This is a genomic window from Gammaproteobacteria bacterium, from assembly GCA_021648145.1.
Classification (GTDB): domain Bacteria; phylum Pseudomonadota; class Gammaproteobacteria; order JAADGQ01; family JAADGQ01; genus S141-38.
In genome coordinates, this window is record JAKITI010000002.1 from 23,615 (window position 1) to 36,664 (window position 13,050).

Here is a 13,050-nt window from a genome sequence, read left to right on the forward strand (position 1 = left end):
TTGTTTTAAATATGATTGGCTGCGGCCAAAAAGAAGAGGTCGCGCTTGGTGGGGTTGTTGCTGGTTATGATTTTCCAGCGGTTGAGTTTGTAGATTTAGAAGGCAGTACAAGCTCCTTTTCTGAGTATGAAGGAAAGCTGGTTATATTGAATGTTTGGGCAACTTGGTGCCCACCATGTCGGCGTGAATTACCATCTTTAGAGCGACTTGGAGAAGCCCTTGATGAAAATCGCTTTGCCGTGAAATTTCTTTCAGTGGATAGTGATGAGCATGTAGTCAGAGAGTATTTGATTGATGTGGGTTTTAAAATGAATAGCTTTATCGACAAGGAAGTGGAAATTGCAGGACAAGTTCTAGAGGTGATCTCTTACCCTGTGACCTATCTGATATCACCACAAGGAAAAGTCATGCAAGTGGTCTATGGTGAGCGAGAGTGGGATAATGCAGTCGTTGTTGAAAAGCTGAAGCGTGCTTTTAGTAGTGGTACTATTTCAATTTAATTTGAGGGTAAGTCAATGAATTTAACCTTGTCTTTATGGGTCGTCCTTTGTCTTTTTTTATCTGTTTCAGGGGGCAGTGGCGATGTCTATGCAGCCGATTCGATAAAAGGCGGTAAAATATATCAACAACACTGCTCTAATTGCCATGGCTCACGGGGTGTGAGCAACATACCTGGGGTGGCTGATTTTTCGCGTGGAGAAGGGCTGTTTAAATCTGATATTGAGTTGTTGAAATTATTGCAACGTGGTGTGGGCATGATGCCAGCCTACCAAGGTCGCCTTTCAGATAAAAAGTTACTGGATGTTATTGCTTATATGAGAACTTTACGTTAATGCCGTTTCGAATAATATTTTCAGGTCTGCTTGTATTGATGCTTGCGGGCTGCAGCTCTTCTGATGATAGTGAAGTAAAAGTATCTCAAGCTCCAGCTTCTTCAAATGACGAACAAAAAAGTATGCCTTTAAAAGCCGTTGCTTCGACTGTAAAGGCAAAAAACAGTCATGCTGTGCTAGATACTTTCGGTGTAGGCGAGAATGTTTATGTGCGTGCTTTAGCGGTCGAGTCATCGAACAATCATTTGTGGGTCGGTTCATCTGTCGGTGTGCTGGATATTGATTTGGAAAATCGGTCTCTTGTAAAAACACTGACGCGTGATGATGGGCTTGCAAATGAGTATGTTTTTGCAATTGATATCGACAGTCAGGGTTATAAATGGTTTGGTACCAATGGTGGCGGAATGTCGCGTTATCGTGACGGGGAGTGGAAAACCTATTTTCCAATGCATGGTTTGGCCGATTATTGGATTTATGCTTTTGATGAAATGGCTAATGGTGATTTATGGATAGGCACATGGGCGGGTGCAAATCTCTTGAAAGCATCGACTGGAAAGTTGGAAACTTATGTTAAAGAGTTGGTGAATGAGTGGGTTTATGGCGTTGCAATTGATCAAAAACAGCGCGTCTGGTTTGCGACTGAAGGGGGCGTTTCCATGTTGGATGGGGATCAGTGGTCTTCATTTACGCATGCGGATGGTGTCGGCGCATCCAATGAATCAAATTTACCGATCAGTATTAACACAGGTCTTGGAACACGTTCACGCCATGACCTGAATATATTGTCAGAAGGCCGAGCCACATATAACCCAAGTTATGTATTTTGTGTCATGGTGGCTGCTGATGAGACTGTTTGGGCGGGTACATGGGGCGGCGGCGTTTCCTATTACGATGGCAGGGGCTGGAAAAACCTGACCGAGAACGATGGTTTAGCGGGTAATATTGTATACAGTATTGCTCAAGATAAGAGTGGAGTCTTCTGGTTTGGAACGAATAAAGGCTTGTCAAGATTTGATGGGCAAACGTGGCAGACTTTTAATCGACATAATGGGCTCTTGGGGAATAGCGTCTATAGCGTGATTTCAACACCTGATGGTGAAATATGGGCGGGCACTAAGGGCGGCGTAGTACGGATTGGGAGAAAAATGGATGAAAATAAATGAATAGTAAACAGGAAACCAAAATTTTTGTACTTGTTATATTTGTAACATTTTTATTAATGATCGGTGCTTATTGTGTTGGTAAAAGTAAAGTTGAGCCGCCTGCTACTGTTGCAGACAAAGTATCAATATCGACTTCTCATGATGTGGCTTCAAAGAGTGAGCCAGCGGCTCACCCTGAAAAAAACCAGTTTACCCAGTTTGAAGTGGGTAACAGTAATGTTAAAACCATTTTGGTTGATGGCGATGTTGTCTGGATAGGAACATCTGGGGGGGTTATTCGTTATGATACGAGCAACGATAGTTACAAAATTTTTGATAATAAAATAGAAGGTCTTTTGTCCAATGGTATTTTCTACCTGAGAAAAATAGATCATCACTTATTTGTAGGAACGTATGGTGGTGGGCTGTCTGTTTATAACACTGTGTTGGAGAAATGGAAAAATTATAGTGTGCCCCAAGGGTTAGGTGATCAGTTTGTTTATGATGTTAAACAAGTATCTAACGGTGATATATGGATTGCGACCTGGTCAGGTGCTAATCGAATCAAAAAGGGTCAAATGGATGATTCAAAAAGCTGGGAAACTTATACAGTAGAAAATACACAAGGGGGTCTGCCTAATTTATGGGTGTATGGCATTCAGGAAGGAAAGAATGGTGAAATCTGGTTTGCGACCGAAGATGGTTTGGCTCGATATCATGATGGCAAATGGCAAAACTGGAAACACAAAGATGGGCTGGGTGCTTCGTACGATATTGTAAAAGATTCAATTCAGTTCACTAATGACCCAGGAAAAGTATCAACACATCATGCGCAGCAAAAAGTTGAGCAAGGTTTGAGTGATGTGGAGGTGGCATATAATCCAAACTACATTATTTCACTGGTCGTCGACTCGAGCGGTATTGTCTGGTGTGGTACCTGGGGCGGAGGATTGGCACGCTTCGATGGCAAACATTGGAAAAACTACACAACCCGAGATGGTTTGCCTGCCAATCATGTATTTATGCTTCATATTGATAAGAGTGAACAGCTGTGGATTGGAACCAGTAAAGGTTTGGCGCAGTTTAATAAGAAATCAGAAAGCTTTTCTGTGCTGACAACGGCGGATGGCCTGTATGCAGATAATGTTTTTTCAATGAGCGAGGCTGCAGATGGAAGTTTATGGGTGGGAAGTTTTGGGGGGGTCACGCATTTAACTTTGTCTGGAATGGAACGGATAAAAAACAAGTAAATATAAAACTATTGATTGTCATATTGAGATCTCTGTCATAAAACTCTGGTGAGGTTTGGTGTTAATGTGAGTAGCCAAGTGAATTTTTAAGTCAGGACTGATTGGAGCCGGAACAAGATGGATGTGGTTTGGTGTAATCAATGCTTATTGACGTATGATACAAAATCAATAATCATCAGGTCGAATGTAGGGAGACTTAAATGAATAGTCTGGGCATTCGTATTGTATTCATGGTTGCTTTCGTGCTGGCATTTCTTATGCTGCTAAGTGGCTTGTGGATCGACTGGCAGTTAAAATTGATTATCCTTGGGTGTTTCTTATGGGTCGCGTTTCAATACGGCGTAATCAGTTCTGTGGCACCGCTAAGAAACTTATTGATGCGTGTCGGAGGAGGGGGTCGCAGCGCGGCTTTACCTGAAACTCGAGTAGACGATGCTGAGTTTAATCGAATGAAGCGAGAGCTGGTTCGAAAAGAGAATCATATTCGCGGCATTATGGATAGTGTGGCAGACTCTATCGTGGTGACAGATGAGCAGGGTGTTATTGAATCTGTAAATTTAGTGGTATACAAAATGTTTGGTTACCAATCAAATGAGTTGGTAGGTCGTTCGATTAATGTATTAGTGCCTGAGCTCTTTGCTCAATCTCACGATCACTATGTTGAAAAATACCTTGTAAATGGAGCTGTGCCGATGGTCGGTGTGGAGCGTGAGCTTATAGGGCGGCGTAAAGATGCATCGACTTTTCCGGTAGAAATTTTTCTCAATGAAATAAATCTAGACCATCATCGCTATTTTGTTGCGACATTGTGCGATATTACAGAGAAAAAAAATCAGACTGCAATTTTAGAGTATCAGGCATTACATGATGGTTTGACTGGGTTGGCCAATCGTGTTTTGTTTGGTGACTACCTTTATAAAGCAATTGCTGATGCGCGTCGTGATGATTCACGATTTGCACTGTTACTAATGGATCTGGATCGGTTTAAAGACATTAATGATACGCTTGGTCATCAAATCGGTGATATTTTGCTAAAAAAAGTTGCAGGGTTATTGCAAAAAACTTTAAGTGAAGCAGATATGATTTCCCGCTTAGGTGGAGACGAATTTGCAATTTTATTGCATGGTTTTGATCGTGAGGCTGCGATTGAAGTCGCGCTAAAGCTTTATGAAGTGCTTGATCTACCTTTTGTTGTTGATGAGCAAGAAGGTTTAGCTTTGCATGTTGGGGTCAGCATAGGAATTACACTTTACCCTGAGCATGGTGATGAAAGTGCTGCTGACTTATTGCGTAGAGCAGAAGTTGCAATGTACTGCGCAAAGCGCAGTCAAGATAATTATGCTGTCTATGATCCTGAGGAAGATGCTCATAGCCTTCAAAATTTGGCACTATTTGGACAATTACGCCATGCCGTTCGAAATGATCAGCTACAACTGTATTATCAGCCTAAAGTTAACGCAAAAAGTGGAGAGGCATCTAAGCTAGAGGTTTTGTTGCGTTGGATGCATCCTAAAAATGGCCTGATTTCTCCCGATCACTTTATTCCTCTTGCCGAACGTACAGGCTTGATTGGTGAAATAACTTTGTGGGTCATTAAGGAGGCATTGGCGCAGTGCCGGGAATGGCGCAAGAAAGGTTTTGACTTAAGTGTTGCGGTTAATATATCAGTCATTAATTTGCAGGAGACTGGGTTTTCACAGGCTGTTGAGCAGCTCCTAGATAAAGAGTGCAGAGAACAGCAGTTACTCAGTTTTGAAATTACTGAAACATCAATCATGCTTGAGCCAGAACGTGCTCTTAAAACCCTTGCATCTTTCAGTGATTTAGGAATCCGTTTATCAGTTGATGATTTTGGTACGGGCTATTCATCTTTAGCTTATTTAAAACAATTGCCTGTAAACGAGCTGAAAATTGATAAATCATTTATTCTCGGAGTGGCTAAAGATGCTGATGATGTAACCTTAGTGCGTTCAATGATTGATTTGGCGCATAATATGGGGTTGTCAGTGGTTGCTGAGGGTGTTGAAAACAGAGAAACTTGTGAAATGTTAACTGATTTTGGTTGTGAAGAGTTGCAAGGTAATTATATTTGCCCCCCTTTTCCTGCCAAGATACTAGAGCGCTGGTTGATTGAAAATCTCTCGACCTCTAAGCAGTTATGCCCTGTGGTGACATGATTTTGTAGCCGTTCAGAGCCCTTCTGAAACTCGCAATTTCTGCATTAAAAAATGATCATCTGCACTTGTAAACTCAAATTTTTCGCCTTGAACTGATGAATTTCAGAAGGACTCTGAACGGCTACTGATTTTAGGTATAAAGGTTTATTTTGGATCGACAGAGAAGGTCGCATACCCTTGGTTTTTATCGAGTGTGGCGGGCCTGAAAACATCAACCTTTCTGAAAAATTGATCTACGATATAGATACGTCCATCTTCATCCACATCAATATCTGCGGGTAACATATACTTACCTGGAGAGCCTGCCTGGCTACGCTCACCGATGAACATGAGTAGTTCTCCTTGGCTGTTGAATATCTGGAAATTACCAAAGGCTGTATCAACAACATATATGTTGCCAGCAGCATCAGTTGCGATGCCTTTAGGTCGTGCAAATTGCCCTGGCATTCTCCCAACAGAGCCGAAAGATTGCAGTACATTTCCATTAGAGTCAAATTGTTGAACCCGAAAATTACCACCGTCAACGACATAAATTGAGCCATCAGGCGCTGTTGCTGCTTGTAATGGCAGGTTGAGTTCTCCTTGATCAGAGCCGCGCTTGCTGATTGTTTTGATGTGTTCTCCAGTCGTTGTATCAAATATCACGATCTGGTGATTCCTTGATGTGATGCCACCATTGTCTACAACATAGGTGAGATTATTGGCAACAGCAACACTGACTGGGCGCTGTAACAACTGGCTGTTGCCAATGGTGCGCAAATAGCGCCCGTCACGATCATAGACTCTGATATGGCGAGCACTGATATCACAAACAAAAACCTCTCCCGACTCAGAGGTGTCAATGCCAATTGGCTTGATCAATTCACCGGGTGATTCAGTTCCGATTGTAAAAAACCGCCCTTCAGGAATGTCGAATACAAATACAGTACGTTGAACCGTGTCTGTAACAAAAACTCGCCCTTGGTGAACCGATACGCCGTAGGGTTTAACCAGTCCTTTTACTTTAAGAGAGGTGCCAGTCGCAAAAGATTTGAAGCGCTCCAGTGAGCTTAATTGTTCGACATCGCTGCTGTAAATCAAGGTTCGTTCATAAATGAAGCGAGGTTGATCGGGCGCTGGCGGAAAAACAATAGGCGCAGATGCCTTGGGTTGCTCTGGTGTGGTTGAGCAGGCAGCGATGATTAATGTGATGCAACTTAATAGTATCAGTATGTAGGTTCTGTATGAGTGAGTCATTATTTGATATGGCAGGTTTCGCAAAGTCGGTCAGTACTGGTGCGCAGTAATAGGGCAACATCTGGGTTATGTACATTATGGCAAGTGGCACACTCCACTTTACCATCATAAAGTTTCACGCCGTTATCGAATCCATTCGGATTTTCTATTGGCCAAAAGTCAGGATCTTTATGGTTTAGTCCTGCATACTCTATTGAAATGGGGTGGTCGTTGGCCAGCTCGGGACCAATTTGTTTAACCGCGATGTTGTGTGCTGCCTGGCCATTATGGCATTTGCCGCAGCTATTCAAATCATTTGAATCATTGATGGCCATATGTAGCGCAGCATCTTCACTGCTATTCCAGCCGTTTGGTTGAAATAGTGTCATATCAACGGCCATGGTGCCGTCATGGCAAGAGAGGCAAAGCAGGCTGATTGGGCTGGGCGTGCGAACCTTGTTATCGAGCATTAAGCTGTCGTATAGCTCATAGCTGTCTGTTGCTGGGGTTAATCGATTCCAGCCAGGAATACCGCCAGCTTCAGAAGTATCCTCGTTTACCTTGTCTTCAGGTAAGTGGCAGTAAATACAAGATGAGCCGTAATCAGAAAAAGCAAGGCCAGACATCGCTTCAACACCCGCGCGAGCATTTAGTCCTGTAAAGTCATGTTTTGAACCAAGGATTGCATCACTATACGCTGATGAGCACCACAATCCAGCAAAAACAGTGAATAAAAAACATTCCTGAATTAGCTTTTTATGCATGTTATTAAGCAGCCTTCTGACAGATCTGTTATGAAAAAAATAATTGTTTGGGTATTCGCTCTTTTTAGAGTAGCGCAAATAAGGATTTTACGCCACAATGGAGTATTTGACTCGACTAAATTCAAGGGGCTATCAAGAGTGATCTATCGGACTTTTATGAGGCAAACTTTGAGAGTAATTTTTATTGCAGGGATTTTTACAGCTTCATCTGCTGTGTGTGCAGAAGAGGGTGGTGCGGAGGCGGCTGTAAAAAAAGCGGTGGCGACGGCTGTAATGAAAAGTACATCGGACTTGGCTCGTGGCCAGAAAATTTATGCGGATAACTGTTCTGTATGTCATGGTGATAAAGGGGTGGGTTCAAAATGGACGCGCAATACGTTGAATCCATCGCCTCGTGACTTCACATCTCCGTTAGCGGTGACTGAATTAACTCGTGAACGAATGTTGCAGGCAGTGATCGCTGGGCGAGAAGGGAGTGCCATGGTCTCTTATTTGGGTGATTTATCTATCTCTGATGTGATTGCCGTAGTTGATTTTATTCGCAGTGAATTCATGAGACCACAGTCTGAAAACAATCACCCTCATGTAGCAGGGGCGCATCAGTCTACACGCGAGATACAGAAAGCTGTTGATATGCAACTTCCTTTTGATGATAGTTTTGTTGGTGAGGTGATTACTGGACGTCATCTCTATCTGGGGAATTGCGCGGCATGTCATGGTGTGGATGGCGATGGACTGGGTGATCGAAAGTCAGCGAGTCAGCCACTTCCGCGTAATTTTTTATCTACTGAGTCACGTCAAATATTGAATCGCCCCGCTTTATATAAAGGTATCGCTGAAGGTAAGAATGGAACCGTAATGCCTTCATGGGCGCGCGTTTTTACCAATCAGGAAATAGTCGATGTAGCAGAGTACGTTTTTCAAACCTTTATTGACCCCGTTGAGAGTCATGTTGATGAAGGAAAAAAAAAAGTGATAACGCATTAGATTTGTTAGCTCAAGGGCGAGAAATTTATAATTTACGCTGTTATTTTTGTCATGGTTACAGTGGTAATGCAAAAACATTAGCGACGACTTATTTGAAACCAGAGCCTCGTGACTTTACAGCAATGCAGTCTGGTGAAATGAGTGCACAGTCAATGTTTGATGTTGTAAAAAATGGCAAACTGGGAACTGCTATGAATGGTTTTAGTTATTTGTTGAGCGATCAGGAGATAATGGCAGTGGTTAAGTTTATTACTGCAGCATTTATGGAAAATAAGCAAATTAATACCTATTACCATATAGATGAAAATGGCTGGGGAGAGCATGAGCGTTATGCGGTTGCTTTTCCTTTTGTTCGAGGTGAAATTTTGCTCGATACGCCATGGGAGCATTTAACTGAAGAGCAAGTGGAAGGGAAGCGGTTATTTATGTCGGGGTGTGTGACCTGTCATGATCGGGCTTATGTGAATAACAAAGAGGTTAAGTGGCAGTCTCGTTCTGTTTCATATCCTCGTGGTAAATATTCTCACAAAGATGCAGTGTCTTTAGTTGATGATGTGTTAGGTGCCAGCCCATTCTCTGCACATGATCTCTCTCCTCAAATTCCAGATTTAACAGTGAAGGAGCGGCAGGGGCAATCACTTTTTGTTGAAAATTGTGCTTTTTGTCATGGCGGTGATGGAAAAGGAGTAAACTGGATTGGTAGCTTTTTAGAGTCTCGGCCACGTGATTTGACCAGTGATGATGTTGAATCCGTTTCGGATTTGGTTTTGTTTAATATGATTCGAGAAGGTGTACCAAATACAACAATGCCTGCTTGGAAAAATGTATTAACTGATGAGCAGATTGAAACTTTGATGGTTTATATTCGTCGTGCTTTTCACTGAATTGGATTAGTTTTATAGTTTGGTGGTTATTTGTTAGATGGTAGCGGTGTTGTTTTTTTGTCTGTATAAAAACTATGTAAATTATAGTTTTCTAATAGTATAGGGAGAGATTATGAACTTTGAAGGGAGAGTAGAAAACATATTGAAAGAGCTAAAGTATAGAAATCCCAGTATCAGAGGGAGTGCGTTAGTTTCTGGAGATGGTTTGGCTATTGTCAGTATGTTGCCAAATGAATTTGAAGCCGATCGGGTTGCGGGTATGAATTCAGTGCTTTTGAGTATTGGTATTAGTTCAAGTGCGGAGTTAAATCTGGGTAATGTAGAGCAGCTAATGATTCGTGGTGAAAATGGACATTTGATTGTTTCAAGTGTTGCAGATGGTGCAATGTTACTTGTGCTGACGGATGAAGATGTGAAACTGGGCGCTGTATTCTACTTTATGAAGCGTGCGCTAAAAGAACTTCGAGAAGTGCTTTAAATTCAACTAGTGAAGTAAATTAGAGGGCGTTCTTCATGTCATCAAAGGTATTGTTTGAAAGTGGGCAACATAAAAACATTTTATTGGAAGATTTTGGGCGTGGTGAGGCTGTTCAGGCAAATCAGCACCTTATTATTCACGGTAATGAGTCGATCATTCTTGATCCTGGTGGGCATAAAGTGTTTGCTAAAGCACTGTCTGAGGCGAAAAAACAGTTATCAGGTGTGCCAATAACTTATCTATTTTTTTCTCACCAAGATCCCGATATTGTTGCAGCGGCAAATGGTTGGTTGATGACAACGCGTGCGACTGCATATGCGCCTGAAATATGGATGCGTTTTATTCCTCATTTTGGAGTTGATAAGTTCGTGATTAACCAGCTCAACGGGATCCCTGATGAAGGAATGCGCCTTAATATGGGAGGGGCAGAGTTGATTTTTTTACCCGCACACTACCTGCATTCTTGTGGTAATTTTCATGTATATGATTCAGTATCCAAAATTTTGTATAGTGGTGACTTAGGGGCATCACTCGGCATGGATTATTACAAAGTTTCTGATTTTGATGATCATGTTCAGTATATGGAAGGTTTTCATCGGCGCTATATGACGAGTAATGTGGCTATGAAAGCGTGGGCTAAAATGGTTCGAAGCCTTGATATAGAGATGATAGCGCCTCAGCATGGGGCGTATTTTGAAGGAAAAACTATGGTTAATCAATTTATTGATTGGTGTGATCAGTTGCAGTGTGGGCTTGATATTAATGGGGGTATTTATAAAGTGCCTAGTTCTGTTTAGGAGCGAGCAGGAAATAACTTATTCAAGTCATAATGCATAAGTTATTTCGTGACCGTTCCTTTAAGTTATTAATCTTGATTTAGGAAAATTTTATGCAGCAATATGGAATGGCAGTTGTGAATGCATCACGATTGTTTGATATTGGATTGGTTGGTGTCAGTTTATGGTTGTCATCTCTTATTTATGACGGGCGCTGGGATGAGTTTTATTCCATTACTTTGTTGTCAGCAGTGGGGCTGTTTGTTCTGTTTTCTCATCTGCATAACCTGTATAGCTCGTGGAGTATCACCTCCCTGAGGCAGCAAGCGGTAAAGATCTGGGTTGTGTGGTTGATGGTCGTCCTCGGGTTATTGTTGCTCGGTTATGCAACAAAGACATCAGAAACTTATTCGCGTCTAATTATGATGACATGGTTTTTGATTACGCCACTTGTATTGGTTGTATGGCGTATCATCTTAAAGCAAATTCTTGGCTATCTTTATCGTGGTGGAAAATATACTCGTAGTGTTGCGATTGTCGGTGCCAGAGAGCTGGGCGCGCAGTTAGCTCGATCAATTATTAATGGACCGTGGATGGGTTTGAAGCCTATCGGTTTCTTTGATGACAGGAGTCCTGTGGGTTCTCGTCCACTCGTTAATGATCCACTACCTATTATAGGTAACTTTGATGCTTTGCTTAAATTAGCACGAGAAGGCGGTGTTGATGTGATTTACATTGCATTGCCGATGAAGGCAGAGGAGCGCATCAAGAAGCTTGTCGGGGGGTTGTCGGACACGACGGCATCTGTTTATTTAGTGCCTGATTTTTTTATGTCTGACTTGATGAAATCACGCTGGAGTAATGTTGGAAGTTTGCCGGCGATTAGTATTTTTGAAACACCATTTTATGGCGTTGATGGCGTAGTGAAACGCATCGAAGATTTTATTTTGGCGACTATTATTTTGGTTTTAATTGCGTTGCCAATGCTTCTGATTGCAATTGGAATCAAGTATTCATCACCCGGAAGTATTATTTTTAAACAGAATCGATATGGATTGCGTGGCGATAAAATAGAGGTGTGGAAATTTCGTACGATGACAGTGAGTGAAAACAGTGATCACTTGGTTCAAGCTAAAAAACACGACAGTCGAATATATCCTTTCGGTGCTTTTTTGAGGCGTACATCGCTTGATGAATTACCGCAGTTTATTAATGTTTTGCAGGGGCGAATGTCTATAGTGGGTCCGCGGCCACATGCTGTTGTACATAATGAGCAATACCGCAAATTGATTTCAGGATACATGTTGCGTCACAAAGTCAGGCCGGGAATTACGGGTTTAGCGCAAATAGAAGGCTGGCGTGGAGAGACCGATACGTTGGATAAAATGCAACGGCGAGTCGAGTATGATTTAGCCTATATTAGACGTTGGTCTGTATGGTTTGATTTAAAGATAATTTTCTTGACTATTTTTAAAGGTTTTATCAATAAAAATGCGTATTGATTAGCGCACCTCGCGTGGGGGTGCGCCAGATATTTTTTGATTACGCCAGTTTGTGTAGCTTGCGTTCCCAGGCAAGTGAAGTTTTTACAATAAATTCCAGATTGTCGTGTTGTGGTTGCCAGTTAAGTAAGCTTCTCACTTTTTCAGCAGTTGCTATCAATGCCGGTGGATCGCCTGCTCTGCGTGGTTCCTCACAAATATTCAATTTGGTTTGGCTGACTTTTTCAACGGTGTTCAGTACTTGTCTAACACTGTAGCCATGGCCATAGCCACAGTTTAGAGTAATAGAATCACCGCCTGATTTTAAATAATCGAGTGCTTTTAGGTGAGCAGAAGCCAAGTCTTCTACGTGAATGTAGTCACGTATTCCAGTGCCATCCTCAGTTGGGTAGTCTGTGCCAAAGACAGAAATTTTATCGCGAACTCCAATTGCGGCTTCAACAGCAACCTTGATCAAGAGCGTGGCGTTTTTTGTAGATTGCCCGATGCGGCATTGCGGATCAGAGCCAGCGACATTGAAGTAACGTAAAATAACGCAACGCAAATTACTGGCAGCAGCTAAATCACGCAGCATCCACTCACTCATTAGTTTGGATGTGCCGTAAGGGTTGATTGGGTTTGTTGGTGTCTCTTCAGTAATGTATGAGTTATCGGGAATGCCATACACTGCCGCTGTAGAAGAAAACACAAAGTTTTTAACACTTGCTTTGGCGCAACACTCCAGTAGGTTACGGGTGCAACAGGTGTTGTTGCCATAATACTTGAGTGGGTCTGATACAGATTCAGGCACAATGGTGTTTGCAGCAAAGTGCATGACGGTGTCTATTTGGTGTGTTTCCAAAATTTTTGAGACAAGGGCTTTGTCGCCGCAACTGCCAACAATAAGCTCACCGCATAATACGGACTCCTTAAAACCAGTGTAAAGATTGTCTAGAATAATAACGTTGTATCCCGCTTCACCTAACTGTCGGACTGCGTGGCTGCCAATATAACCTGCACCGCCTGTAACTAAGATCTTCTTTTGGTTCATGTATATCCCTTT

The 13,050-nt window shown here is 42.2% G+C and carries 13 protein-coding genes; 10 read left to right on the forward strand and 3 right to left on the reverse strand.

Going from position 1 to position 13,050, the window contains the following annotated elements:
• Positions 1 to 11: 11 nt before the first annotated feature.
• The 5 genes from L3J70_01255 (at position 12) to L3J70_01275 (ending at position 5,402) form a co-directional block, all read left to right on the forward strand.
• Positions 12 to 500: a TlpA family protein disulfide reductase gene (locus tag L3J70_01255; GenBank protein ID MCF6235001.1), complete on the forward strand. Its 489-nt coding sequence runs from the start codon at positions 12 to 14 to the stop codon at positions 498 to 500.
• 15 nt (positions 501 to 515) lie between these two features.
• Positions 516 to 833, forward strand: coding sequence for a c-type cytochrome (locus L3J70_01260; protein MCF6235002.1), 318 nt, complete (start codon positions 516 to 518; stop codon positions 831 to 833).
• Complete coding sequence (locus L3J70_01265; protein MCF6235003.1) at positions 833 to 1,996, forward strand: regulator; 1,164 nt, start codon at positions 833 to 835, stop codon at positions 1,994 to 1,996. Before L3J70_01260 ends, L3J70_01265 begins: the two co-directional genes overlap by 1 nt.
• A complete protein-coding gene (locus L3J70_01270) occupies positions 1,993 to 3,225 on the forward strand; it encodes a regulator (GenBank protein ID MCF6235004.1) in 1,233 nt (410 codons plus the stop codon). The genes L3J70_01265 and L3J70_01270 overlap by 4 nt, the downstream gene beginning before the upstream one ends.
• Positions 3,226 to 3,425: 200 nt before the next feature.
• The gene (locus tag L3J70_01275; protein MCF6235005.1) at positions 3,426 to 5,402 is read left to right on the forward strand and encodes an EAL domain-containing protein; all 1,977 of its coding nucleotides are present in this window, start codon (positions 3,426 to 3,428) and stop codon (positions 5,400 to 5,402) included.
• Positions 5,403 to 5,546: 144 nt separating this feature from the next.
• On the opposite strand, the gene L3J70_01280 is transcribed toward L3J70_01275, so the two are convergent.
• Positions 5,547 to 6,638: a 6-bladed beta-propeller gene (locus tag L3J70_01280; GenBank protein ID MCF6235006.1), complete on the reverse strand. Its 1,092-nt coding sequence runs from the start codon at positions 6,636 to 6,638 to the stop codon at positions 5,547 to 5,549.
• The gene (locus L3J70_01285) at positions 6,638 to 7,381 is read right to left on the reverse strand and encodes a cytochrome c3 family protein (GenBank protein ID MCF6235007.1); all 744 of its coding nucleotides are present in this window, start codon (positions 7,379 to 7,381) and stop codon (positions 6,638 to 6,640) included. The genes L3J70_01280 and L3J70_01285 overlap by 1 nt, the downstream gene beginning before the upstream one ends.
• Before the next feature lie 156 nt (positions 7,382 to 7,537).
• On the opposite strand from L3J70_01285, the gene L3J70_01290 reads away from it, so the two are divergent.
• The 5 genes from L3J70_01290 (at position 7,538) to L3J70_01310 (ending at position 12,008) form a co-directional block, all read left to right on the forward strand.
• Positions 7,538 to 8,368 (forward strand): c-type cytochrome, encoded by an 831-nt coding sequence (locus L3J70_01290; protein MCF6235008.1) that lies wholly within the window; start codon positions 7,538 to 7,540, stop codon positions 8,366 to 8,368.
• A 2-nt stretch (positions 8,369 to 8,370) separates the two neighbouring features.
• Positions 8,371 to 9,252: a c-type cytochrome gene (locus L3J70_01295; GenBank protein MCF6235009.1), complete on the forward strand. Its 882-nt coding sequence runs from the start codon at positions 8,371 to 8,373 to the stop codon at positions 9,250 to 9,252.
• 112 nt (positions 9,253 to 9,364) lie between these two features.
• Entirely contained in the window at positions 9,365 to 9,730 is a 366-nt protein-coding gene (locus L3J70_01300; GenBank protein MCF6235010.1) for a roadblock/LC7 domain-containing protein, read from the forward strand.
• Between the two features lie 35 nt (positions 9,731 to 9,765).
• Entirely contained in the window at positions 9,766 to 10,527 is a 762-nt protein-coding gene (locus L3J70_01305; GenBank protein ID MCF6235011.1) for an MBL fold metallo-hydrolase, read from the forward strand.
• A 92-nt stretch (positions 10,528 to 10,619) separates the two neighbouring features.
• On the forward strand, positions 10,620 to 12,008 hold the full coding sequence (locus L3J70_01310) for an undecaprenyl-phosphate glucose phosphotransferase (protein MCF6235012.1): 1,389 nt from the start codon (positions 10,620 to 10,622) through the stop codon (positions 12,006 to 12,008).
• 40 nt (positions 12,009 to 12,048) lie between these two features.
• Here the strand turns inward: L3J70_01310 and galE are convergent, their stop codons facing one another.
• Positions 12,049 to 13,038 (reverse strand): UDP-glucose 4-epimerase GalE, encoded by a 990-nt coding sequence (galE, locus tag L3J70_01315; GenBank protein ID MCF6235013.1) that lies wholly within the window; start codon positions 13,036 to 13,038, stop codon positions 12,049 to 12,051.
• Positions 13,039 to 13,050: the final 12 nt, after the last annotated feature.